This window comes from Rhodanobacter sp. LX-99 (assembly GCF_018599185.1).
In the GTDB taxonomy this organism is placed as follows: domain Bacteria; phylum Pseudomonadota; class Gammaproteobacteria; order Xanthomonadales; family Rhodanobacteraceae; genus Rhodanobacter.
The window spans coordinates 467,864-491,114 of the sequence record NZ_JAHFVL010000001.1; the positions used below are offsets into that span (position 1 = coordinate 467,864).

Annotated in this window: 25 protein-coding genes; 11 read left to right on the top strand and 14 right to left on the bottom strand. The window is 67.7% G+C overall.

All coding sequences use genetic code 11. The features are described 5' to 3' along the window. Positions 1-33 precede the first annotated feature (33 nt). Both KK131_RS02370 and prmB read right to left on the bottom strand, forming a co-directional pair. Entirely contained in the window at positions 34-579 is a 546-nt protein-coding gene (locus KK131_RS02370) for a GNAT family protein (RefSeq protein WP_214555014.1), read from the bottom strand. A gap of 3 nt (positions 580-582) precedes the next feature. Then, on the bottom strand, positions 583-1,509 hold the full coding sequence (gene prmB / locus KK131_RS02375; protein ID WP_214555016.1) for a 50S ribosomal protein L3 N(5)-glutamine methyltransferase: 927 nt from the start codon (positions 1,507-1,509) through the stop codon (positions 583-585). A 74-nt stretch (positions 1,510-1,583) separates the two neighbouring features. Here prmB and asd point away from each other — a divergent pair, with 74 nt between their 5' ends. After that, positions 1,584-2,423 (top strand): archaetidylserine decarboxylase, encoded by an 840-nt coding sequence (gene asd / locus KK131_RS02380; protein WP_214555018.1) that lies wholly within the window; start codon positions 1,584-1,586, stop codon positions 2,421-2,423. A gap of 142 nt (positions 2,424-2,565) precedes the next feature. Beyond that, positions 2,566-3,003 (top strand): hypothetical protein, encoded by a 438-nt coding sequence (locus KK131_RS02385; protein WP_250887143.1) that lies wholly within the window; start codon positions 2,566-2,568, stop codon positions 3,001-3,003. A 23-nt stretch (positions 3,004-3,026) separates the two neighbouring features. Here KK131_RS02385 and KK131_RS02390 read toward each other — a convergent pair whose 3' ends face one another. Continuing rightward, positions 3,027-4,505: a transglycosylase SLT domain-containing protein gene (locus KK131_RS02390; protein WP_214555020.1), complete on the bottom strand. Its 1,479-nt coding sequence runs from the start codon at positions 4,503-4,505 to the stop codon at positions 3,027-3,029. Positions 4,506-4,632: 127 nt separating this feature from the next. Here KK131_RS02390 and KK131_RS02395 point away from each other — a divergent pair, with 127 nt between their 5' ends. The 3 genes from KK131_RS02395 to greB are packed head-to-tail and all read left to right on the top strand — an operon-like array spanning position 4,633 to position 7,895. Beyond that, complete coding sequence (locus KK131_RS02395) at positions 4,633-6,129, top strand: helicase HerA-like domain-containing protein (protein WP_214555022.1); 1,497 nt, start codon at positions 4,633-4,635, stop codon at positions 6,127-6,129. A 12-nt stretch (positions 6,130-6,141) separates the two neighbouring features. Then, positions 6,142-7,392 carry a hypothetical protein gene (locus KK131_RS02400; protein ID WP_214555024.1) on the top strand — a complete coding sequence of 417 codons (1,251 nt, stop codon included), beginning with the start codon at positions 6,142-6,144 and terminating at the stop codon, positions 7,390-7,392. Further along, positions 7,389-7,895, top strand: coding sequence for a transcription elongation factor GreB (gene greB, locus KK131_RS02405; protein ID WP_214555026.1), 507 nt, complete (start codon positions 7,389-7,391; stop codon positions 7,893-7,895). The genes KK131_RS02400 and greB overlap by 4 nt, the downstream gene beginning before the upstream one ends. Before the next feature lie 42 nt (positions 7,896-7,937). Here greB and phnD read toward each other — a convergent pair whose 3' ends face one another. The 3 genes from phnD to rimO all read right to left on the bottom strand — a co-directional run bounded on the left by phnD (position 7,938) and on the right by rimO (position 11,293). Then, a complete protein-coding gene (phnD, locus tag KK131_RS02410; RefSeq protein ID WP_345777226.1) occupies positions 7,938-8,924 on the bottom strand; it encodes a phosphate/phosphite/phosphonate ABC transporter substrate-binding protein in 987 nt (328 codons plus the stop codon). A gap of 133 nt (positions 8,925-9,057) precedes the next feature. After that, the gene (locus KK131_RS02415; protein WP_214555029.1) at positions 9,058-9,861 is read right to left on the bottom strand and encodes a DUF3025 domain-containing protein; all 804 of its coding nucleotides are present in this window, start codon (positions 9,859-9,861) and stop codon (positions 9,058-9,060) included. A 94-nt stretch (positions 9,862-9,955) separates the two neighbouring features. Then, positions 9,956-11,293: a 30S ribosomal protein S12 methylthiotransferase RimO gene (rimO, locus tag KK131_RS02420; RefSeq protein WP_214555031.1), complete on the bottom strand. Its 1,338-nt coding sequence runs from the start codon at positions 11,291-11,293 to the stop codon at positions 9,956-9,958. Between the two features lie 105 nt (positions 11,294-11,398). Here rimO and KK131_RS02425 point away from each other — a divergent pair, with 105 nt between their 5' ends. Then, a complete protein-coding gene (locus KK131_RS02425) occupies positions 11,399-12,067 on the top strand; it encodes a dienelactone hydrolase family protein (RefSeq protein WP_214555033.1) in 669 nt (222 codons plus the stop codon). Then, a complete protein-coding gene (locus KK131_RS02430; RefSeq protein WP_214555035.1) occupies positions 12,064-12,498 on the top strand; it encodes an HIT family protein in 435 nt (144 codons plus the stop codon). The genes KK131_RS02425 and KK131_RS02430 overlap by 4 nt, the downstream gene beginning before the upstream one ends. A 49-nt stretch (positions 12,499-12,547) precedes the next feature. Here the strand turns inward: KK131_RS02430 and KK131_RS02435 are convergent, their stop codons facing one another. The 4 genes from KK131_RS02435 to apbC form a co-directional block, all read right to left on the bottom strand. Then, positions 12,548-13,045 (bottom strand): hypothetical protein, encoded by a 498-nt coding sequence (locus KK131_RS02435; RefSeq protein WP_214555037.1) that lies wholly within the window; start codon positions 13,043-13,045, stop codon positions 12,548-12,550. A 96-nt stretch (positions 13,046-13,141) separates the two neighbouring features. After that, positions 13,142-13,708 carry a dCTP deaminase gene (gene dcd / locus KK131_RS02440; RefSeq protein WP_056386241.1) on the bottom strand — a complete coding sequence of 189 codons (567 nt, stop codon included), beginning with the start codon at positions 13,706-13,708 and terminating at the stop codon, positions 13,142-13,144. Between the two features lie 94 nt (positions 13,709-13,802). Then, positions 13,803-14,348, bottom strand: coding sequence for an NADPH-dependent FMN reductase (locus tag KK131_RS02445; protein WP_214555039.1), 546 nt, complete (start codon positions 14,346-14,348; stop codon positions 13,803-13,805). After that, entirely contained in the window at positions 14,345-15,439 is a 1,095-nt protein-coding gene (apbC, locus tag KK131_RS02450) for an iron-sulfur cluster carrier protein ApbC (RefSeq protein WP_214555040.1), read from the bottom strand. The genes KK131_RS02445 and apbC overlap by 4 nt, the downstream gene beginning before the upstream one ends. Positions 15,440-15,611: 172 nt before the next feature. Between apbC and KK131_RS02455 the strand changes: the two genes are divergently transcribed. After that, positions 15,612-16,076: a DUF2147 domain-containing protein gene (locus KK131_RS02455; protein WP_214555042.1), complete on the top strand. Its 465-nt coding sequence runs from the start codon at positions 15,612-15,614 to the stop codon at positions 16,074-16,076. 114 nt (positions 16,077-16,190) lie between these two features. On the opposite strand, the gene KK131_RS02460 is transcribed toward KK131_RS02455, so the two are convergent. After that, positions 16,191-17,357, bottom strand: coding sequence for an MFS transporter (locus tag KK131_RS02460; protein WP_214555044.1), 1,167 nt, complete (start codon positions 17,355-17,357; stop codon positions 16,191-16,193). Positions 17,358-17,522: 165 nt separating this feature from the next. Between KK131_RS02460 and metG the strand changes: the two genes are divergently transcribed. Further along, positions 17,523-19,625 (top strand): methionine--tRNA ligase, encoded by a 2,103-nt coding sequence (gene metG, locus KK131_RS02465; RefSeq protein ID WP_214555046.1) that lies wholly within the window; start codon positions 17,523-17,525, stop codon positions 19,623-19,625. Between the two features lie 104 nt (positions 19,626-19,729). On the opposite strand, the gene KK131_RS02470 is transcribed toward metG, so the two are convergent. Then, positions 19,730-20,629 (bottom strand): hypothetical protein, encoded by a 900-nt coding sequence (locus tag KK131_RS02470; RefSeq protein WP_214555048.1) that lies wholly within the window; start codon positions 20,627-20,629, stop codon positions 19,730-19,732. A gap of 173 nt (positions 20,630-20,802) precedes the next feature. Beyond that, entirely contained in the window at positions 20,803-21,093 is a 291-nt protein-coding gene (locus KK131_RS02475; RefSeq protein WP_214555050.1) for a hypothetical protein, read from the bottom strand. A gap of 72 nt (positions 21,094-21,165) precedes the next feature. Between KK131_RS02475 and KK131_RS02480 the strand changes: the two genes are divergently transcribed. Further along, entirely contained in the window at positions 21,166-21,786 is a 621-nt protein-coding gene (locus KK131_RS02480; RefSeq protein ID WP_214555052.1) for an RnfABCDGE type electron transport complex subunit B, read from the top strand. Beyond that, positions 21,783-22,421, top strand: coding sequence for an endonuclease III (gene nth, locus KK131_RS02485; protein WP_214555054.1), 639 nt, complete (start codon positions 21,783-21,785; stop codon positions 22,419-22,421). The genes KK131_RS02480 and nth overlap by 4 nt, the downstream gene beginning before the upstream one ends. A 219-nt stretch (positions 22,422-22,640) precedes the next feature. On the opposite strand, the gene KK131_RS02490 is transcribed toward nth, so the two are convergent. Then, a complete protein-coding gene (locus KK131_RS02490) occupies positions 22,641-23,249 on the bottom strand; it encodes a class I SAM-dependent methyltransferase (protein WP_214555056.1) in 609 nt (202 codons plus the stop codon). Between the last annotated feature and the right edge of the window lie 2 nt (positions 23,250-23,251).

The window sequence follows — 23,251 nt, forward strand, 5'->3', positions numbered from 1 at the left end:
GGATTTGGACGTCCATTAGATGATCGGGGCAGCTTACCCGCGATGGCGTTCGGTTGCCTGCCATTCGCGCGCCAGCAGGGCGAAGATCACGTCGTCGACCCACTCGCCTCGCAGCCACAGGCTCTCGCGGTGATGCGCCTCCTGGCGCATGCCGAGTCCGCGCAGCAGCGCCATGCAGGCCAGGTTGCGCGGGTCGACCGAGGCGTGGACGCGATGCCGGCCGCACGGGCCGAACACTTGCTCGAACACGGCGCGCACCGCCTCGCCGGCATAACCACGGCCCTGCCCGGCCGGCGCGATGCTGATGCCGAACTCGACCGAGTCCCTGGCATCCTCCGGCAGGTTCACGCCGAGGTCGCCGATCAGCCGGCCGTCCTCACGCAGGCGGATCGCACGCTGGAACCAGCCGTGCGCGGGCTGCAGCGGCTGCGCGGCGATGAACTCGCGCGCCGCGGCAACGTCGGCTGGACGCCAGCCCTGGTAGCGGGCCACCGCGGGATCGGCGCGACAGGCAAACAGCGCCGCGGCATCGTCAGGTCGCAATGCGTCGATCCGCAACCGCGCCGTGACCAGCTCCATCGCTCAGCCCGGACGACGCGCAGCGGCCGCCGCGCGGATCGCTGCGGCGTGCTCGACCAGGTCGCGCCGCTCCAGCGCGAACACGCCCATCGGGCCGACCTTGAACTCGATCCACACGAACGGCACTTCGGGCAGCAGCGCGGCCAGCGCGTGCTCGCTCTCGCCCACCTCGACGATCAGCAGGCCGTCGTCGGTGAGATGGGCGGCCGCCTCGTCCAGCATGCGCAGGCACAGGTCCAGGCCGTCGGCGCCGGAGGTCAGGCCGAGCTTCGGCTCGTGCGCGTACTCGCCCGGCAGCGCGGCGTATTCGTCCTCGGTGACGTACGGCGGGTTGGAGACGATCAGGTCGTACTTGCGTCCGGCCACGCCGGCGAACAGGTCGGACTGGATCGCCTCGACGCGGCCCTCGACGTGCTGGAACGCGATGTTCTCGCGCGCCAGCGACAGCGCCTCGCCGCTGATGTCGACGATGTCGACCTGCCACTCGGGGTTGTACTCGGCCATCGCGATGCCGATGCAGCCCGAACCGGTGCACAGGTCCAGCGCGCGCTCGATGTGGCGCTCGTCCAGCCACGGCGCGAAACCCGACTCGATCAGCTCGGCGATCGGCGAGCGCGGCACCAGCGCGCGGCGGTCGCTCTTGAACTTCAGTCCGGCGAACCAGGTTTCGCCGACCAGGTAGGCCACCGGCAGGCGTTCGCTGACCCGGCGCTCGATCAGCGTCAGCACGTTCGCGCGTTCGGCCGCGGTGAGCCGGCCGGCGCCGTACGCCGGCGGGATGTCCGGCGGCAGGTGCAGGCTGGCCAGCACCAGATGGGTGGCTTCGTCGATCGGGTTGTCGTGGCTGTGCCCGAAGGTCAGCCCGGCCGCCGAGAAGCGGCTGGCACCGTAGCGGATGAAGTCGATGATGGTGGCAAGCTCGGCGGTCACGGCGATCCAGGGGTGCGGCGGATTGGCCGGCCATTATAAGGCCTGCAGCGGCGCCCACCCCGTATACTGGGCGGATGACTTTCAACGTATTCCTGCAGTACATCCTGCCGCATCGCGCCTTGTCGCGGGTGGTCTACTGGGCCACGCGCTGGACCTTCGCGCCGTGGAAGAACTGGCTGATCGCCACCATCGTGCGCAACTACGACGTCAATATGGCCGAGGCGGCGCAGCCCGATCCGCTGGCCTACCAGCACTTCAATGCGTTCTTTACGCGCAAGCTGAAGCCCGGTGCTCGCCAGGCCGATGCCGACCCGACCGCCCTGCTCTCGCCGGCCGACGGCCGCATCAGCCAGGCCGGCACGATCGTCGACGGGCGCATCTTCCAGGCGAAGGGACAGGAATACACCGCCGCCGAACTGCTCGGCGGCGATGAAGCTGCCGCCGCGCCCTACCGCAACGGCCGCTTCGTCACCGTCTACCTGTCGCCGCGCGACTACCACCGCGTGCACATGCCGCTGAAAGGCACGCTGAAGGAAACCGTGCACGTGCCCGGGCGCATCTTCAGCGTGGCGCCGTTCGCGGTCGAGGCGATCCCGCGGCTGTTCGCGCGCAACGAGCGGCTGGTCTGCCACTTCGAGGGCGAGCACGGCCCGTTCGTGGTGGTGATGGTGGGCGCGATCCTGGTCTCGTCGGTGGCCACGGTGTGGGACGGCCTGGTGATCCCGCCGTACGCGTCGTCGATCCGGCGCAAGTCGTTCGCCGGCCAGAACATCATGCTGGAACGCTTCGCCGAGATGGCGCGCTTCAACATGGGCTCCACCGTGATCCTGCTGCTGCCCGAAGGCGCGGCCGAGCTGGACGACCTGCAGCCGCAGCAGGCCGTGCAGGTGGGCCAGCGGCTTGGGCGCGGCTGAGCGGGCACCCCACGTACCCGGGAAACTGACGCGGCGGGTCATTTTGTGACGCCCTAGGCGCTATTCGACTGATGGCTTCGCTACGCTCGTGGCTTCGCCGCGCGTCTTGCGCGCCGTCGAATTCCAGCGCCGAGGGGATCTCATGCAAATACTGACGCCACTCCTTGTGATGATGCGCGCGCGCCAGCTTGGCCGCCAATTCCGCGACATCGAACGCAGCGTGCGGGCCTTGCCCAGGCGCAACCGCGAACGCCTGAGCACGCTGACCCTGCGCGAGATCGGACAAGCCTCGCGCAGCGACTTCCCGCACTTGTACGGCACCGCGCCGGAAGCGCGCTACCTGCCCTGGGGCCAGGGCACCGAGGCGGGTTACGAGCGCGCCTGCTCGAACAACGCCGAAGTGGCGCTGCGCGGCATCGCGCTATGGCTGGCCGTGGCCTACCACGAAACCAAGAACTCCCCGCACGCCAGCCTGCAACCGCAGCACCGCCAGCTGATGCAGCTGCTGCGCGAACTGAAGGAAGTGCACGGCGGAGGCAGTACCGCCAACAGCTGGGTGCGGGAAAGCGCGGTCGCCTGAAGCCCGGCGACCGCCATGGCCGCTCAGCGGCAGACCGGCAGTTTCAACGTCTGCCCGATGCTGATGTGGTGGTGCTTCAGCCCGTTCATCTCGGCAATTTCCTGCACGCTGGAGCAGTGCAGCTTGCGCACGATGCTGATCAGCGTATCGCCACGGCGTACCTTGTAGCGGCTGGTTCCCCTCACCGCGGGCGGAGGCGCCGCCGGTGCCTGCACCACCGGCACCACGGCGCGATGCAGGTCGCCGGCGAGAATCGGCCACGGACCATCGACGCAGCGCGCTGCGTAGGCCTGCTCCAGCAGCTTCGGCAACTGCAGCTGCGCGCCTGCCGGCTGGGTCACCTGCGGGTCCAGCCGCGGGTTGAGGTTGCGCAGGGTGCGGAACCAGCCATCCCTCATGCCGCCGGCCGAACCCAGGCACACGGTCAGCTCCGACAGCGAGGCCGGCCGCTTCAGGGTGACCGTGCCGGGCGCACCGTCGATCTTCGGGAAACGCAGGTTGTAACTGTCCGGATGCTGGAACAGCCACGCCGCTGCAAGTACCGCCGGCACGTAATCACGGGTTTCCTGCGACAACTGGTCGTAGATGCGCGGATCGTAGAAGCTCACCGAGGTATCGTCGCCGACCGTGCGGCGCATGCGCCCTTCGCCGCCGTTGTAGGCGCCGAGCGTGAGTTCGAGGTTGTCGTTGAAGATCCGCAGCTGCTCGTTGATGTACTCGGCGTTCGCCCGCGCCGACGCCGCGGGATCGAAGCGCAGGTCGAAACCGTTGTCGCTGCCCAGGCCGAAGCGCATGCCGGTGGCGTACATGAACTGCAGCGGCCCCGACGCGCCCGAGCGCGAGACGGCGTGCACCTTGCCGCCGGACTCCTTCGCCAGGATGCCGAACAGCAGCGCCTCGGGCAGGTCCGCTTTCTCGTACTGCGGCCACATCTGGTAGCGCAGGTACTGGTAATTGACCCAGGCGTCCATCAACTGCGGGCGCCACTGGGTCAGCCACATCTCCAGCGCCGCCTTCACCGGCCCGTTCATCGCGATCAGCTGCGACAGCTTCTGCCCATGCAGCAGGGTCACGCTGCGCTGCGCCTGCGGCAGGCTGGCCGCGCCGGTGTTGCCGGCGGCAAGCGCCGCCTGCGACAGGTCGACATCGCTGTCCAGGTCCTGCCCGCCGCCGAAATCGCCGTCCTTCAGGCGCAGCAGGCGATCGAACACCGAGAAGAACCGCTGCGGATCGCAGCCGGGCGTCGTGCCACAGCGCGCCGAGGCTTCCTTCAGGCGATCCAGCGACTGGGTCAGGGTGAGCCGCGAAGCCTGCTGGTCGCCTTCGCGCGACTGCTGCAGGGCGGTCTCGTAACCCTTGCTGGCCAGGTCGAGCTGGCTGTACAGCGCATCCACCGGGGTCGGGGTTTTGCTGCCGCCGGTACTGGCGCAGGCACCGAGCAGGCTGACCGCCACGGCAAACGGCACCAGGCGCATGGAGCGAACCACCGGACACAACGACATCACGAACTTCACCCGCGGAAAACGTCCACCATAGCGGGCGCGGGGTTTCGACTCAACGCGCCACATCACGCCACGACGGCCTCGCCGTCTTGGCTACAATCGCTCGACCAGCAACGGACGGAACGCCATGACTGAGATCCTGATCGGCCGCAACGACAGCACCAGCGTCAACCTCGACCCGCATTACGGCAACCGCCACGGCATGATCGCCGGCGCCACCGGCACCGGCAAATCGGTTTCGCTGATGGTGCTGGCCGAAGGCTTCTCGCGGCTGGGCGTGCCGTGCTTCCTGGCCGACGCCAAGGGCGACCTGGCGGGCCTCGCGATGGCCGCCGGCGAACCGGGCGACAAGCTCAAGGCGCGCCTGGCCAAGCTCAAGCTCGCCGACTGGAAAGCACAGGCCAACCCGGTGGTGTTCTGGGACATCTACGGCAAGCTCGGCCATCCGGTGCGCGCCACCATCAGCGAGATGGGCCCCACCCTGCTCGGCCGCGTGCTGGAATTGAACGACACCCAGGAAGGCGTGCTGGAGGTGGTGTTCAAGGCCGCCGACGACCAGGGCTGGCTGCTGCTCGACCTGGCCGACCTGCGCGCGCTGCTCGCCTACGCCGCCGACAACGCCAAGGCCATCTCGGCCCAGTACGGACTGATCAGTACCACCAGCATCGCGGCGATCCAGCGCGCGATCCTGAAACTCGAAGGCGACGGCGCCGACCAGTTCTTCGGCGAGCCGGCGCTGGAACTGGCCGACCTGATGCGCCAGGACATGAGCGGGCGCGGCATCATCAACGTGCTCGCCGCGGACCAGTTGATCATGAAGCCGCGGCTGTACTCCACTTTTCTGCTGTGGTTGCTGTCCGAGCTGTTCGAGCAACTGCCCGAAGTGGGCGACCTCGACCAGCCGAAGATGGTGTTCTTCTTCGACGAGGCGCACCTGCTGTTCGACGACGCCTCGCCGGCACTGCAGCAGCGGGTCGAACAGGTGGTGCGGCTGATCCGCTCCAAGGGCGTCGGCGTGTATTTCTGTTCGCAGAATCCGGACGACGTGCCCGGCGTGATCCTGGGCCAGCTCGGCAACCGCATCCAGCACGCGCTGCGCGCGTTCACCCCGCGCGACCAGAAGGCGGTGAAGGCGGCGGCGGAAACCTTCGTGACCAACCCGAAGCTCGACGTCACCGAGGCGATCACCAAGCTTGCCGTGGGCGAGGCGCTGGCTTCCACCCTTGCCAACGGCGGCGTGCCGACGCCGGTGGAACAGGTCCTGGTGACCGCGCCGTGCTGCCGCATCGGCGCGATCACCGACGCCGAGCGCACCACCATCCGCCAGCGCTCGCCGATCGGCGGCAAGTACGACACCGCCGTCAACCGCGAATCGGCCGCCGAGATGCTGGCCAAGCGCGCCAGCGACAAGGCCGCCGATGCGGCCACCGTGGCCGCCGACGCCCCCGCCAAGGACGCCGAGGCGGGCTGGAGCGGCGCCGTGCACGACGCGCTGTTCGGCACCAAGCGGCGCCAGGGCATGATCGAGACGATGGGCAAGCAGATGGTGCGCACGGCGGGCAGCCAGCTCGGCCGGCAGATCCTGCGCGGCGTGCTGGGCGGCATCTTCGGCGGCAAGCGCTGAGCGCGCGACGGCATGCCTCGCGTTGAAACCGTCGCTGCCGACACGCCGTTCGGGGAACGCCTGAGAACAGGCCTCGGTTATCCGCTGCGCGGCGCGGCGCTGCCCACCTGCGTGGTCATCGCCTTGCTGCACTACGTCGGCTTGTTGCCCTCGTACCTCGGTGCCCTGGCCAGTGCGCTGGTGTGGGCCGCCACCTGGCGCTACGCCGCCGACTGCCTGCTGCATACGGCCCATGGCTACGCCGATCCGCCCGATGTCGGCAGCGACGGCAACGCTGCCAGCGGTTGGGGACTGACCGCGATCCATCTGCTGCTCGTCGCGCTCTGCGTGATCGCCATCGTGTTCTTTCCGCATCTGCTGTGGCCGGTGCTGATCCTGTCTGCACTGGCGCTGCCGGCGATCGACATGTCACTGGCGTTCGACGGCAACCTTACGCTGGCACTCAACCCGTTCAATTGGAAGCGCGTGATCGGCAGCTTCGGTGCGGCCTATCTGGTTCCCGTGGCGATCAACCTGCTGCTGGGCGTGCTGATCGTGCTTGCCTCGATCAGCACCGCGCTGCTGCCGCGGCTGCTCGCGTTGCCGCTGTTTGCCTTCGCGTATACCTACCTGATCGTGCTTGCCTTCCACCTGATGGGCGCGCTGATCCACCAGCGCCACGAGCGTTTCGGCATCGAACTGGAGGCCGAGAAACTCGTCGCAGCCTCCAACCAGGATGCCGACAGCCGCCTGCTCGACGAGGCGCGCCGGCTTGCCGTCGACGACCCGCTGGCGGCACTTCGGCAACTGGCCGCTCGCCTACGGGATCGCACCGCACCGGCACCCGTACACCAGCTTTATCGCGAACTGCTGCACCGGCAAGGCTTGCGCGACGACCTGCTGGTGCACGGCCAGATCTGGATCGCCGCGCTGATCGCGCAGAAGGAACCGCGCCGCGCGCTCGGCGTGCTGCAGGAATGCAGCGGCCTCGACGGCGGCTTCGTGCCGGACGACCCACGCACCTGCGGCGAGCTGGCCGATCTGGCCGCACGGCTGGGCATGAACCGGCTCGCGATCCAGCTGTGCCACGGCTATCTCGCGCACTGGCCGCGCGATCCGCAGGCGCCGCACTATGGCCTGCTGGCCGCACGCCAGCTCGCCGCACACGCCGACCAGCACGCCGAGGCGACGGCATTGCTGGATCGGCTCGCGGCGGCCTGGCCCGACCACCCGCTGCGCGCCGAGATCGACGCGCAGCGGCGACAGCCGGCCAACCCCGCGTGAGTCGCTGGCGTCCACCCTCGCCCGGTTCCACCGCGATCATCACCCGCGAGGGTTTCGAGCGGCTGAAGGCCGAGCTCGACCACCTCTGGCACGTGCTGCGTCCGGAGGTGGTGAAGGCGCTTGCCGCGGCGGCGGCCGAAGGCGACCGCTCGGAAAACGCCGAGTACACCTACCGCAAGAAGCAGCTCGGCGAAATCGACCGGCGCGCGCGTTATCTCAGCAAGCGGATTCCATCGCTGAAGGTGGCCGAAGGCGCACCGGGCGACCGCAGCATGGTGTTCTTCGGCGCCCACATAGAACTGGAGAACGTGGACACCGGCGAGATCCGCCGCTACCGCATCGTCGGCCCGGACGAGACCGACGCGAAACGCGGCTGGATCAGCATCGACTCGCCACTGGCGCGGGCGGTGCTGAAACGGCGCATCGATGACGAGTTCACTGCCGAACTGCCGGGCGGGCCGGCGGAATTTGCCGTGCTTGCGGTGGACTACGAGGCGGACTGACAAGCCGTTGAAAGGACCGTCCTGCCCTTTTTCAGCACCCGGCTAACGCGGTGACAGCAGCTGCAGGGCGCGCCGGCGGTCCTGCTCGATTTGTGCCAGCCGGGCCTGCCGCGCCTGCGGCGTGACCCACTGGCCGTGCTCCGCCTGCTGCCGCAGCAGCGTGTACTGCATGTCCACGAAGGGCTCCAGTACGCGATTGTCTTCCGGCGCGAATCCGCCGAGATCGGGGATGCGGGCCAGCTTCGCCCGCTCGTGCACGCCGTCCTCACCGTGAGCCTTGCCGTAGCCGAGCAGGAACGCGGTCAACTTCTGGCGCAGCGACCGGGGCATACCGTCGCGGATCACCAGCACCCCGGAAGGAATCAGCGGCGAACGCCAGATCACCCGAAGCTGCTCCGCCTCGCGCGGGAAGTTGCGACGGAACAGGTCCATGTCCGGATTGTTGCTGCTGGCCACGTCCGCCTCGCGGTTGACCACCGCCAGCAGGTTGCTCTGATGGTCACCCACCCGCACGCTGTTGAAGAACGTGTCGGAATTGAGGCCGTGCGGCGCGAACACATAGGCCTCCGGCGCGGTGTAACCGGTGACCGACAGGTGTTCGCTGCGGGCGTAACGCCAACCGCTACCGGGCGTGGCCAGCAGGTCGTCGAGATGGCGGATGGGGCTGTCGGAGCGCACTACCAGCATGGCCACGTTGCCCTTGGCGCCGTCGTTGCGCACGAACTGGGCGAACACCTGCATGTGCTGGTGCGTCACCGCCTCGACCGCCAGCTTGCCGGAGAGGAAAGCGATGTCCACCCGCTGCGCGCCGATCGCATTGGAAAGGCCGGCGTAGCTGCCCACCGATACGGTGGTCACCGGATGCCCCAGTCGCTTCTGCAGGTCGTCCAGCAGCGGGCGCCACTGCTCCAGCGATTCGGCCGCACTGCCGATCGGCAGGATGCCGAAGCGGATTGGCGCCGCCTGGCCGTCCCCCTTGTTTCCCGCCGCCGCGCTGCCGGCGCACAGCAACGCCGCAACGGCGATCACCGCCAGGCAGCGACTGCGATGTCCATGGCGCCACCGAGATCCTGCGATGCCCAAATGTCTGTGCTCCCTGACTCGCGCCGATGTCACGTATATAGTCGTGATCGCCGATCGGAGCAAGGTCCGGCCTGTCCGCTCAGGAAACCGGGGATGGCGGCGGGTATTCACGTCCGGCGCGGCGTGGCTGGTAGCAGACGGCACTGCGATGGAAGGCCTCGTCGGCATTGTCGGGATGCCAGCCCGGAATGCCCGACAACGGCAGCGGCCGCAGTTCCAGCGGGTCGAGCAGCACGCGGCCTGCGTCGATCGCGGCGGCACAGCACGCCGCCAGGTCGGCGTCGCCGCCTGTCCGGAACACCAGCGCCTTGCCCACCAGCAGCTTGCCCGGGTTCAGCGCCAGCTCCAGCAGGGCATGGCCGAACAGTTCCAGCCGGATCGAGCCGTCCAGCCACGCCTGCCGCCGGCGCCAGAACAGTCCATGCCAGTCGTGCGCATCCCACAGCGCCAGCAGCGCGGGGTCGCGCACGGCAACGATCACGCCGGCCTCGTCGAAGTGGGTCAGTGCGTACTGCGCGCGCGAGCGCAGCTTCGGCCCCATGCGGGCGATCTCGGCCATCTGGCGCCGGTTCAGTGCCTGCTTCAACGCCGGATGGCGCAGCCACGCCAGCGCATTCAGCAGGTCGTGCCAGTTGCCTGCGCGAGTGGCGATCTGGCCGCATTCGGCAATGCGCTGCTCATAGTGCCGGCCATCGGCCAGCAGGACCGGCGTCTGCGCCACGAAGCGCTGGATCATGCCTGCGGGCAGGCGGCGGTTGAGCTCGTCGATCGACGGCCATGCCGTGCCTTCGAGCAGGTCGGCGTACTCGCGCCACGCCGCCAGCGGCGGCCGGCCGAATACCGCCGGGTCGACCGTACCTCGGGCCGGCGCAATGTATTTCATGCGCTCGTCCTTGAGTGCGGCGACCCGCAGATCATCATGGCATGCACTCCGCGCTTCGCATCGACGCCGGAAGCGTCCATCCACGGCCGCACTCTCAAATGATCTTCAGCCCGGGATGTGCCAGGCGCGCGGTAAGGTCATGCTCGCTGGCGGATTCGACCACCACCTCGACGAACTGGCCCGGCTTCAGCGACTGGCCGTCGGCGATCAGCACGCTGCCGTCGATCTCCGGCGCATCGGCGGCCGAGCGCGCCACCGCGCCGTCGGCACCGGCCTCGTCCACCAGCACCTTGATCGCGCGACCGATCTTGCGCCGCAGCTTCGCGGCGGAGATTTCCGCCTGCACCGCCATGAACTGCTCCAGGCGGTCTTCCTTCAATTCCTCGGAGACCGGGTCGGGCAGCTCGTTCGCCTTCGCGCCGTCCACCGGCGAATAGGCGAATGCGCCGACGCGATCGAGCTCGGCCTCGCGCAGGAAATCCAGCAGTTCCTCGAACTCCGCATCCGTCTCGCCGGGGAAGCCGACGATGAAGGTGCTGCGGATGGTCAGGTCCGGCACTTGAGCGCGCCAGTTCCGGATGCGCTCCAGGGTCTTGTCGATGTTGCCCGGCCGCTTCATCAGCTTCAGGATGCGCGGGCTGGCGTGCTGGAACGGGATGTCGAGGTACGGCAGAATTTTCCCTTCCGCCATCAATGGCATCACCTCGTCCACGTGCGGGTAGGGGTAGACGTAGTGCAGCCGCGTCCATACGCCGAGTTCGGACAGGCCTTCGCACAACTCGGTCATGCGCGTGCGGTACGCCTTGCCGCGCCACTCGCGCTCGGCATATTTCAGGTCCACGCCATAGGCGCTGGTGTCCTGCGAGATCACCAGCAGCTCCTTCACGCCGCCCTTGACCAGCCGCTCGGCCTCCAGCAGCACTTCGTCGACCGGGCGCGACACCAGGTTGCCGCGCATCGACGGGATGATGCAGAAGCTGCAGCGGTGGTTGCAGCCCTCGGAAATCTTCAGGTAGGCGTAGTGCTTCGGGGTCAGCTTGACGCCCGTGTCCGGCACGATGTCCAGGAAGCGGTTGCGCTGCGGCGGCAGCGCGGCGTGCACGGCGCCCATCACGCTGGCGTAGTCCTGCGGGCCGCTGATCGACAACACGTCCGGATAGGCCTCGCGGATCAGTGCCTCGCGCTTGCCCAGGCAGCCGGTGACGATAACCTTGCCGTTCTCGTGCAGGGCGGTGCCGATCGAGTCCAGCGACTCCTGCACCGCCGCGTCGATGAAGCCGCAGGTATTCACCACCACGGCATCGGCGGCGCCGTAGCTGGGCACGATCTCGTAGCCCTCGACCTTGAGCTGGGTCAGGATGCGCTCGGAGTCGACCAGCGCCTTGGGGCAACCGAGGCTGACGAAGCCGATCTTGTGTGCGGTCTGGGACATGGAGGGCGCTGCCGGGAACATGCGGAGTAACCGCCGATTATACGGCAGTGCGGCCCAGCCACCGGCGCGGCTAGACTTCACGCCATCCCCAAGCCGGAGCCAGCCATGGGCCAGCACATCAACATTCCCACTACCCGCACCCAGTGCATCGGCGGCTACCTTGCCCAGCCGCAGGGCAAGCCGAAAGGTGGCATCGTGGTGATCCAGGAAATCTTCGGCGTCACCGCGCACATCCGCCATGTGGCCGACCGCTTCGCCGAGCACGGCTATACCGCGATCGCGCCGGCGTTCTTCGATCACCTGGAAAGCGGCGTGGAACTGGGTTACGACCAGGTCGGCGCCAACAAGGGCAAGCAGCTGGTGAACGAGCTGGGGCTGGAGCGGGCGCTGGAGGACGTCGCCAGTGCCGCCGAGTCGATCGCTTCGGCCGGAAAGATCGGCACCGTCGGCTACTGCTGGGGCGGCACGGTGGCCCTGCTGGCGGCGCTGCGCCTGGGCCTGCCCTCGGTGAGTTATTACGGCGCGCGCAACCTGCCGTTTCTGCACGAGACGCCGCAGGCACCGGTGATGTTCCACTTCGGCGAGAAGGACCACAGCATCACGCCGGAGATGGTGGCGAAGCATCGCGAGGCGCTACCGCAGATGGATGTGTTCACCTATCCGGCCGACCACGCCTTCAACCGCGACGGCAGCGCCCCCTACCACGAGGCCAGCGCAAAGCTGGCGCTGCAGCGCACGCTGGCCTTCTTCGACCGCCACCTGGCCGGCGCATGAACGCGGCCGGCTTCGCGCTCGATCCCCGACTCGCGGCGGATACCCGCCCGGTCGCGTCGCTGCCGCTGTGCGACGTGTTGCTGATGAACGACGCGCGCTACCCGTGGCTGATCCTGGTGCCGCGCCGCGCCGGCCTGGTCGAGATCGCCGACCTGCACGACGACGAACAGGCCGTGCTGTGGCAAGAGGTGGGTCACGCCGCCGCCGCCCTGCGCGCGGTCGCTCCCTGCGACAAACTCAACCTCGGCGCCCTGGGCAATATCGTGCGCCAGCTGCACGTGCATGTGGTCGCACGGGTCGAGGGCGATGCGGCATGGCCGGGGCCGGTATGGGGCCATGGCCAGGCCGCGGCCTATGGCGACGGCCAGGCGAGGCAGCTGATCGCAGCGCTGCAACGGCAACTGGCCGCCCCGAGCGCGTCCGATACGTAAAGGGCCCGCGAATTTCTTCGCGAGCCCTTCGATGCATACCGTCCCGCCATCAGTGCTGCTGTGTCGGATCGCCGTAAGTGCTGTCGGCCGCCGACTTGCCTCTCTGCTCGTCGTTCATCTGCACCGGTGCGCGATAGTCCTCCAGCCTGCGGGCCTTGGTGGCTACCGGATTGATCTTCTTCAGCGTGCCATCATCGTCGTAGTACACGGTGAAGCCATAGTCGAGCTGCATGCGCGCCATGTACTGCAGATGCTGCTTGCGCACCTTCGAGTCATCGCTGCGCTCCAGCAACACGGTCTTCGGCAGCTTGCCCTGATCCTTCAGATAGGCGAAATGGCTGCCGGTATCCAGCGCGGACAGCACGGCACCATCCACCAGGAACTGGCCACTCTTGTAGGCCTTGATGACCGTGTCGAACTGGCCTTGGGCCTGGGCGGCGCTGATCTCATCCTTGGTGCTGCCGCGATGGCAGCCGGCCAGCACCAGCAGGCTGCCCAGCATGGCTGCCGCGGCCGCACGGGTAAGCAGGGGCGAAAAACGGATCATCTGTGTCTCCTGGAAAACATGTCGGTGCACCAGGCGGAGTGTAGCGCCCGGCCGTGATCATGAGCAGCACTGGACGCCACCCGTTCAGGGGCGCGATCAGGTGCGCGGCAACGTCACGCCCTGCTGGCCCTGGTACTTGCCGCCGCGGTCCTTGTAGCTGGTTTCGCATTCCTCGTCGGATTCGAGGAACAGCATCTGCGCCACGCCCTCGTTGGCGTAGATTTTTGCGGGCAGCGGCGTGGTGTTGGAGAACTCCAGCGTCACATGGCCTTCCCACTCCGGCTCCAGCGGGGTCACGTTGACGATGATGCCGCAGCGCGCATAGGTGCTCTTGCCGAGGCAGATGGTGAGCACCTTGCGCGGGATGCGGAAGTACTCGACCGTGCGCGCCAGCGCGAACGAGTTCGGCGGGATGATGCACACGTCCGCCTCCACGTCGACGAAGCTGGTCGGGTCGAACGATTTCGGATCGACGATGGTCGAGTTGATGTTGGTGAAGATCTTGAACTCGCGCGCGCAGCGCACGTCGTAGCCGTAGCTGGAGGTGCCGTAGGAAATCAGCTTGGTGTCGTCGCGCAACTTCACCTGGCCCGGCTCGAACGGCTCAATCATGCCGTGGCTCTCGGCCATGCGACGAATCCACTTGTCGGGTTTGATGCTCACGTGAACTCCGGTCGGTAGCGATGTCGCCCGGTCCGGCCAGGCGCAAAGCGGCAAAAATACATGGTCGGGACGCTGCCGCGCCAGCCGGGCGGCTTCACGCCACCGGCAAAGCCTCGGCCAGGACATCCAGCGCAGCCCGCAATTCCGCACAACGTTCCGCGCTGGCCAGCACCTGCGCGGCGCTGCAGCCGGCCCCCGGCAACGCCACCAGCACCGGCTGCGCCGCCAGCAACTGCGCGGACATGGTGACCAGGATCTCGGCCAGCGCTTCCTGCGCATGGTACGAACCGCGCGCGGCCGTGTTCAGCAGCAGCACCGGCTTGCCCGGGAATTCCAGGCTGCCGACCAGCCAGTCGAGCAGGTTCTTGAACGCTCCGGGCACGCCATGCGCATACTCGGGACAGGCGATCAGCAAGGCATCCGCGCGACCGACGGCTTCGCGCAAGGCCAATACCGACGCGGGCACGCCCACCGTCTCGTCGTCGGGATTGAACAGCGGCAAGGCACCGAGCCCTTCGTACAATTCGAGGCCGATCGTCGGCGGCGCAAGTTGCCTCGCCGCCTGCAGCGCCGCCGTGTTCGACGATACCCGGCGCAGGCTGCCGGACAGGCACAGCACGCGCTGCGCCGGCGCCGTCATGCCGCGGGCACGCCCTGCACCACGATCTTGCCCAGCCCCAGCGACTTGTTGCGCGGCTGCCGCGACAGCCGGCCGGCCGCGTTGCGGGCGATCTCGCGATAGCGCGCGGCAAGGTCGGAATCGGGCATTGCCGCCACCGTGGGATTGCCGCTATCGGCCTGCTCGCGGATGCGGATGTCCAGTGGCAGCGAACCCAGGTACGGCACGCCGTACTGCGTCGACATCCGCTCGCCGCCGCCCTCGCCGAAGATGTGTTCCTCGTGGCCGCAGTTCGAGCAGACGTGGGTGGCCATGTTCTCCACCACGCCCAGCACCGGCACCTCGACCTTCTCGAACATCTTCAGCGCCTTGCGCGCGTCGAGCAGGGCGATGTCCTGCGGCGTGGTGACGATCACCGCGCCGGCCACCGGCACCTTCTGCGACAGCGTGAGCTGGATGTCGCCGGTGCCCGGCGGCAGATCGACGATCAGGTAGTCCAGCTGTTCCCAGCGCGTGTCGGTGAGCAGCTGCATCATCGCCTGGGTGACCATCGGGCCGCGCCAGATCATCGGCGTGTCTTCTTCCACCAGGAAGCCGATCGACATCACCGGCATGCCGTGCGCCTGCATCGGGATGATGCTCTTGCCGTCCGGCGAGGCCGGCTTGCCGTGCACGCCCAGCATGGTCGGCTGGCTGGGGCCGTAGATGTCCGCATCCATCACGCCGACCTTCGCGCCTTCGGCCTTGAGCGCCAGCGCCAGGTTCGCCGACACCGTGGACTTGCCCACGCCGCCCTTGCCGGACGCCACCACAATGATGTTCTTCACATTCGGCAGCGGCCCCAGCGTGCCCTGCACCTTGTGCACGTGGATGCGGCTGGTGACCGACACGGCGGCCGACTCGATCGCCGGATCGGCTTCCAGCGCCTGGCGCACGCGTGCAGCGAGATCGTCGATCGCGCCGGCGGCCGGGTAGCCCAGTTGCAGGTCCACCGACACCTTCGCCCCGTCCACGCCGACTGCGCGCACGGCCTCGCCCAGCGGCGCGCCGGTATGGGTGTCGATGAGGCCGCCAAGGATCTGGCGGACCAGGGCTTCATTCGCCTGTGTCATGTCGGCTCGGGTATGTGCGGGAGTGCCCATTATGCCAGCCCGCCGCGGCCCGCCCGCTGACCTGGATCAGGGGCCCGATCGCGCTGCCGGCACGATGGCGCAATGCAGCTTGACGCCCCCGCGGAACCTCGCCAGTCTCACATCCATACGCAATCGTACGGGAGGACCACCCATGAAGCATGCTTTCCGCCTCACCTTCGCCGCCGGCCTGCTGCTCGCCGCCGGCACCGCGCTGGCCGCCAACGACACGCCGGCCGGCACCTGGAAGACCATCGACGACGCGACTCACAAGCCGAAGTCGATCGTCGAGATCACCGAGCACAACGGCGAGTACCAGGCGAAGATCGTGGAGCTGCTGAACCGCACGCCGGAAGACGTGGCCCGCGACGGCGAGCACCCGGTCTGCGCCAAGTGCGACGGCGAACGCAAGAACCAGCCGATCGTGGGCATGACCATCATGTGGGGCGTCAGCAAGGACGACGACGTGTGGGGCGGCGGCAAGATCCTCGACCCGAAGAACGGCAAGGTCTACAAGGTGAAACTCTCCCTCAAGGACGGCGGCCAGAAGCTCGACGTACACGGCTACATCGGCTTCGCCCTGCTCGGCCGCTCGCAGATCTGGGAACGGCAGAACTGACTCACCCTCACTGCCTTTGACCGAACGCCCCGCACCGCCCGCCGGTCCGGGGCGTTTTCACGCCTGGCGCGGCACCCACCCGCCGCGAAAATGCGAGACGACACATCGGCACACTCATGCCTTTGCCAGCCCGGCCGAAGCGGCCGTCAGCAGCAACAGGCCGGCCACCGCGGCCAGCGCCACCGGCAGGCTGCTGGCCTGGGCCAGGAAACCGATCAGCGCGGGGCCGCTGAGCAGGCCGGCGTAACCCAAGGTGGTCACTGTGGCGATCGACATGCCGGGCGAGGTGCCGGGCAGGCGACCGGCCGCGCCATACATCACCGGCACGATGTTGGCCGCGCCCAGTCCCACCAGCACGAAGCCGATCAAGGCCGCCGGCGGCCACGCCAGCAGCGACGCGAACAGGAAACCCGCCGCCGCGGTACAGGCGCCGATGCGCACGGTCAGCACCGGACCCAAGCGCGCAATGGCGCGGTCGCCGGTGAGCCGGCCCAGGGCCATCGCCACCGAAAAGCCGGCATAGCCGATACCGGCGGAGGCCGCCGAAAAGCCGCGGAAATCGCGCAGGAACACCGCGCTCCAGTCCAGCATCGAGCCCTCGGCCAGGAAGCTGATGAAACACAGCAGGCCCAGCACCAGCACGATCCCGCGCGGCATGCCGAAGGCCGCCGCGCGCTCGCCGGCATCGTCGACCTCGTCGATCAGGCGGGGCCACTGCGTCACCACCACGGCGGCCAGCAGCACGGAGATGGCGACGGCCGCGGCGGTCAGCGACATGCCCAGCGCCAGCAGCAGGCTCATGCCCGCCGCCCCGCCCAATCCGCCGACGCTGAACAGGCCGTGGAACCCGGACATCAACGGGCGGCCGTCCCGGCGCTCGACCTCCACCGCATGCGCGTTCATCGCCACGTCCACCGCACCCAGCGCCACGCCGAAGTAGAGCAAACCGAGTGCCAGTGTCGTCACGCCGGGCGCAATCGCCAGCAGCGGGAGCGCCAGGCACAGCATCAGCCCGCCGACGCCGATCACCCGGCGGCTGCCGAAGCGATGGATGAGAAAGCCGACCAGCGGCATCGACACCATCGAGCCGCCGCCAAAGGCCAGCAGCAGCAAGCCAAGCGAAGCCTCGTCGAGGCCAAGCCGCGCTTTCGCATACGGCACCATCGGCGCCCAGGCGGCCATGCCGATGCCGGAAACCAGAAAGATCAGGCGAGTGGCGCGGACGGCCGCTGAAAGTCCGTTCCGCTCACCCGCCAGCAGAGCGGAGCTGCTCGTCGGCACGTCGATTCCACAGAATTAAGTGGGTGAAAACGTATACCAACCGGCCTGAACATGCGATCGGCGACAGCGCCGCCGCACACCACGAAGCAGGCCCGCGGCCCCGTTCGCGGGCGGGCCCGGCAAACGGGCATGGCATAATGCGCAGTCCTTACCGGAATACGCCCCATGAGTCGCCGCCTGCTCGTCACCAACGCCCTGCCCTATGCCAATGGCCCGCTGCACATGGGCCATCTGCTGGGCTACATCCAGGCCGACATCTGGGTGCGCGCGCAGCGGATGAACGGCAACAAGGTGGTCTACGTCTGCGCCGACGACGCGCACGGCACGCCGATCATGCTGGCTGCGGAAAAGGCCGGCGTCACGCCCGAGGCCTTCATAGCCGGCATTCGCGAGGGCCACGAGGCGGACTTTGCCGCATTCGGCGTGGCGTTCGACCAGTACCACACCACCCATTCGGAAGAGAACCGCGAGCTCGCGACGCTGATCTACACGCGCCTGCGCGATGCCGGCTACATCGCCAGGCGCAGCATCCAGCAGCTGTTCGATCCCGAAAAAGAAATGTTCCTGCCGGACCGCTACATCAAGGGCGTATGCCCGAACTGCGGCACGCCGGACCAGTACGGCGACAACTGCGAGCACTGCGGCGCCACCTATGCACCGACCGACCTGATCAACCCGTACTCGGTGATGTCCGGGGCCACCCCGGTGCTGCGCGACTCGGAGCACTATTTCTTCGAACTGGGCAAGTTCGAGGGGCTGCTGCGCGACTGGTTCGCCGGCAAGCTCACTCGCGGCAAGCCAGTGGCGAACAGCGGCGTGGCGGCGAAGCTGCGCGAGTGGCTGGACGGTGGCCTGAAGGACTGGGACATCTCGCGCGATGCGCCCTACTTCGGCTTCCCGATCCCCGACGCGCCGGGCAAGTTCTTCTACGTGTGGCTGGATGCGCCGGTCGGCTACCTGGCCAGCTTCAAGGCGCTGTGCGACCGCACCCGCCTGAAGTTCGACGATTTCCTTGCTCCCGACAGCAGCGCGGAGATGCACCACTTCATCGGCAAGGACATCATCAACTTCCACGGCCTGTTCTGGCCGGCGATGCTGCACGGCGCCGGCTTCCGCACGCCGACCGCGCTGCACGTCAACGGCTACCTCACGGTGAACGGCGCGAAGATGTCCAAGTCGCGCGGCACCTTCATCCAGGCGCGCACCTACCTGGACGCCGGCCTGCACCCGGGATTCCTGCGCTACTACTTCGCCAGCATGCTCAGCGACGCGCCGGTCGACGTCGACCTCGACCTCAAGGCGTTCGAGGAGCGCGTCAACTCGCACCTGGTCGGCAAGTGGGTGAACATCGCCAGCCGCACCGCCGGCTTCGTGCACAAATATTTCGGCGGCCGCCTGGCGCCGCAGTTCTGCGCGGAAGAGATCACGCTGTGGAACACCCTGCTGGAGCACTACGACGACATTGCCGCGCTGTACGAGAGCGGCGATTTCGCCGAAGTCACCCGCCGCTTCGTGCTGATGGCCGACCTGGTCAACGGCCACATCGCCGCCAAGGCGCCATGGAGCATGGCCAAGGACGAAAGCCGGCGCGATGAGCTGCACCAGGTGTGCTCGTTCGCGCTGACCGCGTTCCGCCTGCTGGCCGGCATGCTCAAGCCGATCCTGCCGATTACCGTGGCTGCTGCCGAGCAGTTCCTGGCTGCGCCGATCGCCGACTTCGACGATGCCCGCGCCGGCCTGCGCAACCACGCCATCAACGCATTCGAACCGCTGCTCGGCCGCATCGACCCCAAGCGCATCGAGGCCATGGTCGAGGCCTCGAAGGATTCGCTCGGCGGCCCGGCCGAAGCTCCCTCCGCCCCGAAAAAGAAGAAAGCCATGAACGACAGCGCCAAACCCGCCGCCGCGATCGCCGACCCGACCCCGACCACACCCACCACCATCGGCATCGACGACTTCGCCCGGCTCGACCTGCGCATCGGCAAGGTCACCGCCTGCGAGTTCGTGGACGGTTCCGACAAGCTGCTGCGCTTCGAACTTGACGCCGGCGCGCTGGGCACGCGGCAGATCTTCTCCGGCATCCGCGCCGCCTACGCCGAGCCGGAGAAACTGGTGGGCCGCAACGTGGTGTTCATCGCCAACCTGGCCCCGCGCAAGATGCGCTTCGGCCTGTCCGAGGGCATGATCCTCTCGGCCGGCGACGGCGGCAGCGACCTGTTCCTGCTCGACGCCGACCAGGGCGCGCAGCCCGGCGCCACCGTGCGCTGATTCAAGAACTTCGCAGGGCGGGCACTGCCCGCCGATCTCGCTGAACCTCAAAGCCGGCGGGCCATGCCCACCCTACAAGGCTGCAAGGTTAGAAGCCGCCCTTGTTACCCGGCCCGAGAATTTGATTTCTTCTCTTTTGCGGGCGGCGACGACGTCAATGGAGGAAACCGCACCCACACCTGAGTTGGCTGACCGGATTTGTCATGCGCTTTGCGAAGTACGCTGCCCTTTGCTGTCGGCATGGCCTCATCCACCAGCGCGCGCGGACCGCAGCCATCGGACGCACAGCCCCATACCGAACCTCCACGCAAATCCAGATTCACGACGTAGGGGGAATCCAGCAGCAGGCGCTCCGTCACCGTGGACTCACTGCCGCGGGCGAGATTTACGTAAGCACTATGTGTGCTGCCCATGAATGCAATCACCAGCGAATGCGCCGCTCCGTGCTGAACTTCGCTGTGGATGGCCTGCGCCATCCCCTTGCTCCGATAGGCATTCACACCGCCTGCCTCCTTGATGGCCGCATCGCCGGGATATTCAGGGACCGTCGTAAAAACCTCCACATCACGCCCTTCTTCGCGGAGTTCCCTTGCTCGCTCGATGAGCCGTACGATGGCTTGACTCGTGCGCCCGTCCCCCACAGTCCAGAAATCGTCATGCAAGAGTGCGGCGCGATCGGCCGCCGTGCCCTTTGATGCCATGTAACCCTGAATCGGCTTCTGCTCAAACGACTCCATTTCCAGGCCCAGCCTCACCGGGCGACTCGCAGCAGCATCGGCCATCAGCTGCGCCACGAAACCCGGAATTTCGTTGCTGCCATGATAGTCGCCGACAATCAGCAACTGCCGTCGGTCCACATCACAGGCAATCGCCCGGGCAGCCCGTATCAATGAGGTCGCTTTGTCGAAGCCGTTTACCGGACAGGGTGAGGGTAACTCCGCTGGATGGTTCGCCGGCGAAGCAACGGCTGCTGTCCAGGTCAGAGACAGCCCGAGGAACAGCATGCACGTGATCACGCAACATTTCGGCATAGATACCTCTCCGGTTTGCGGCCGCTGCCGGTCCGGCCTACATATCGAACAGTATCCACCCAGCCCGTCGACAGAGGCATGCGTTTTCATTTTTGTCGACGTAGCCTCGCAGGGCAGGTACTGCTCGCCCTGCGAGGCGGGACCACTCAGTTCCGTGTATAGGTCACGAAGAAACCGACCAGGTCGCCGTTCTCGTTGTACGGCGCCATGTCCACGTAGCGATAGCCGCGTGCCGCGTACTCGGCGTGCGATTTGGTGAGCTGGTTCGCCATGTGCTTCTTGCGGAAGCCGAGCGTGGCGTCGACGAACACCGTTACCGTATCGCCGGAGACGCTGGCCGTCTCGGCCTGCGCCGGGCCCGCGTGAGCCACCAGGATCGAGCCGCCGGCACCAAGCACGGCAGCCAGCAACAGCGGGGCGAGAAACGACGATTTCATGGCAACACTCCAACAGGCGATGATCAATTGCGGGACAATGAGCGCTGATTATCGCCCGCCCGGCATCCGCGCATGAGTGATCCCATCACCGTTCTGGCCGACCGCATCGACGCCGTGCTGCCGCAGACGCAATGCGAGCAATGCGGCTACCACGGCTGCCGGCCGTATGCGGAGGCGATCGCGCGCGGCGAGGCGGAAATCAACCAGTGTCCGCCCGGCGGCGCGGCCGGCATCGAAAAGCTCGCCGCGCTGCTGCAGCGGCCGGTGCTGCCGCTGGACCCCGCACACGGCGTCGAGAAGCCGCGCACGCTGGCGCGCATCGTCGAGGCCGACTGCATCGGCTGCACCAAATGCATCCAGGCCTGCCCGGTCGACGCGATCGTAGGCGCGTCCAAGCTGATGCACACCGTGCTCGCCGACGACTGCACCGGCTGCGAGCTGTGCGTGCCGGCCTGCCCGGTCGACTGCATCGTGCTCGAACCGATGCCGCCCGCGCAGATCGACGCGGTGCACGCCGATGCAGCACGCGCGCATTTCCAGCGTCGCGAAGCGCGCCTGCAACATCAACGCGACGAACGCGAGGCCGAGCTGGCCGCGCGCAAGGCCGCGGTGGATACCGCCGCCGGACCGGTCAATCCCGTACTGGCCGCGCTGGCCCGCGCCAGGGCGAAACAGCAGGAACCGAAACCGTGAAGCGTGCCGACGTGATCGAACTGTTCTCGCGCCTGCGCGAGCTCGACCCGCACCCCACCACCGAACTCGTCTACAGCACGCCGTTCGAGCTGCTGGTCGCGGTGGTGCTGTCGGCGCAGGCCACCGACGTGGGCGTCAACAAGGCCACGAAAAAACTCTATCCGGTGGCGAACACGCCGCAGGCGATCCTCGACCTCGGCGAGGACGGCCTGAAGCGCTACATCAGCACGATCGGCCTGTTCAACGCGAAGGCGAAGAACGTGATCGCGCTGTGCCGGCTGCTGATCGAGAAACACGACGGCGAAGTGCCGCGCACGCGCGAGGCGCTGGAAGCGCTGCCCGGCGTGGGCCGCAAGACCGCCAACGTGATGCTCAACACCGCGTTCGGCGAACCGACCATCGCAGTCGACACACACATCTTCCGCGTCGCCAACCGCACCGGACTCGCGCCGGGCAAGGACGTGCGCGCGGTCGAGGACAAGCTGGAGAAGACGATCCCGGCCGAGTTCAAGCACGACGCCCACCACTGGCTGATCCTGCACGGCCGCTACGTGTGCAAGGCGCGCAAGCCGGATTGTCCGCACTGCGTAATCCGCGACCTGTGCCGCTACAAGCACAAGACACCCTCCGACTGAACGGGTCGGAGGCAAACCCGACGATGGCTGTCCCAACTCCCTCCACTCACCGTTCGCCCTGAGCGTAGCCGCGCAGCGGCGAAGTCGAAGGGGGCCTGGCGTGGGGCCTCGACTGCGCGCCTTCAGCGCCACGCCGATCATGAGTTCGTCGAAGGGCTCAACCCGAACGGTTTCGGGCGACTGCGGCGCCGAGAGATTGCGCTGATTGGTCCCGCTGCCTCAGGCCGGCAGCTGGGCGCGCTCCAGCGCAGCGATGTGACGCTCCAGCCGCGGCCCCAGGTAGCAATGCGAGCCGCATGGCAGCAAGCCCACCTTGCCGAATTCGCGCAGGTACCAGGCCGGCGCGCGAGAGACGAAACCGTGGTGGTCGCCGGCCACGTCGTCACGGCTGGTGAACACCTCCAGGAACGCCACCCCTTCGAGCATCTCGCCGATGCCCTGCAGCCCGGCGCGGATTTCCGCCGGCTTCAGGTAATGCAGCACGTCGGTGCACACGATCAGGTCGAAGCGCGCGTCGAAGCGCAGCTGTTCCAGCTGGCCGAAACGCGCCAGGCCGATGTTGCGGCTGCGCCCGTAGCGCGCCACCGCGTACTCGCTGGCATCCAGCCCGCGATACGCGATGTCCGGCCGCAACGCGCGCAGCGGCGCGCGCCAGGTCGCCTCGCCGCAGCCCACGTCGAGCACGTTGCGCACCGGCCGGCCGAGGTAGTACTCCGCCTGCGCCACCACCATCGCCACCTTGCGCTTGAGCTCCGCCGGCGAGCCCACCGCATGCCGCGGATCGCGGTACCACTTGTCGAAATAGGCGCGGTCGTAGGTCTTGGGCATCG

Bases quoted from the DNA above. Each gene is read 5' to 3' on its own strand.
- KK131_RS02435 (WP_214555037.1), bottom strand. From the start codon at position 13,045: ATGATCCGTTTTTCGCCCCTGCTTACCCGTGCGGCCGCGGCAGCCATG.
- KK131_RS02390 (WP_214555020.1), bottom strand. From the start codon at position 4,505: ATGTCGTTGTGTCCGGTGGTTCGCTCCATGCGCCTGGTGCCGTTTGCC.
- KK131_RS02470 (WP_214555048.1), bottom strand. From the start codon at position 20,629: ATGCTGTTCCTCGGGCTGTCTCTGACCTGGACAGCAGCCGTTGCTTCG.
- metG (WP_214555046.1), top strand. From the start codon at position 17,523: ATGAGTCGCCGCCTGCTCGTCACCAACGCCCTGCCCTATGCCAATGGC.
- asd (WP_214555018.1), top strand. From the start codon at position 1,584: ATGACTTTCAACGTATTCCTGCAGTACATCCTGCCGCATCGCGCCTTG.
- KK131_RS02425 (WP_214555033.1), top strand. From the start codon at position 11,399: ATGGGCCAGCACATCAACATTCCCACTACCCGCACCCAGTGCATCGGC.
- KK131_RS02445 (WP_214555039.1), bottom strand. From the start codon at position 14,348: ATGACGGCGCCGGCGCAGCGCGTGCTGTGCCTGTCCGGCAGCCTGCGC.
- apbC (WP_214555040.1), bottom strand. From the start codon at position 15,439: ATGACACAGGCGAATGAAGCCCTGGTCCGCCAGATCCTTGGCGGCCTC.
- KK131_RS02400 (WP_214555024.1), top strand. From the start codon at position 6,142: ATGCCTCGCGTTGAAACCGTCGCTGCCGACACGCCGTTCGGGGAACGC.
- KK131_RS02490 (WP_214555056.1), bottom strand. From the start codon at position 23,249: ATGCCCAAGACCTACGACCGCGCCTATTTCGACAAGTGGTACCGCGAT.
- KK131_RS02370 (WP_214555014.1), bottom strand. From the start codon at position 579: ATGGAGCTGGTCACGGCGCGGTTGCGGATCGACGCATTGCGACCTGAC.
- KK131_RS02415 (WP_214555029.1), bottom strand. From the start codon at position 9,861: ATGAAATACATTGCGCCGGCCCGAGGTACGGTCGACCCGGCGGTATTC.
- KK131_RS02395 (WP_214555022.1), top strand. From the start codon at position 4,633: ATGACTGAGATCCTGATCGGCCGCAACGACAGCACCAGCGTCAACCTC.
- KK131_RS02475 (WP_214555050.1), bottom strand. From the start codon at position 21,093: ATGAAATCGTCGTTTCTCGCCCCGCTGTTGCTGGCTGCCGTGCTTGGT.
- KK131_RS02455 (WP_214555042.1), top strand. From the start codon at position 15,612: ATGAAGCATGCTTTCCGCCTCACCTTCGCCGCCGGCCTGCTGCTCGCC.
- KK131_RS02430 (WP_214555035.1), top strand. From the start codon at position 12,064: ATGAACGCGGCCGGCTTCGCGCTCGATCCCCGACTCGCGGCGGATACC.
- KK131_RS02385 (WP_250887143.1), top strand. From the start codon at position 2,566: ATGCAAATACTGACGCCACTCCTTGTGATGATGCGCGCGCGCCAGCTT.
- KK131_RS02480 (WP_214555052.1), top strand. From the start codon at position 21,166: ATGAGTGATCCCATCACCGTTCTGGCCGACCGCATCGACGCCGTGCTG.
- rimO (WP_214555031.1), bottom strand. From the start codon at position 11,293: ATGTCCCAGACCGCACACAAGATCGGCTTCGTCAGCCTCGGTTGCCCC.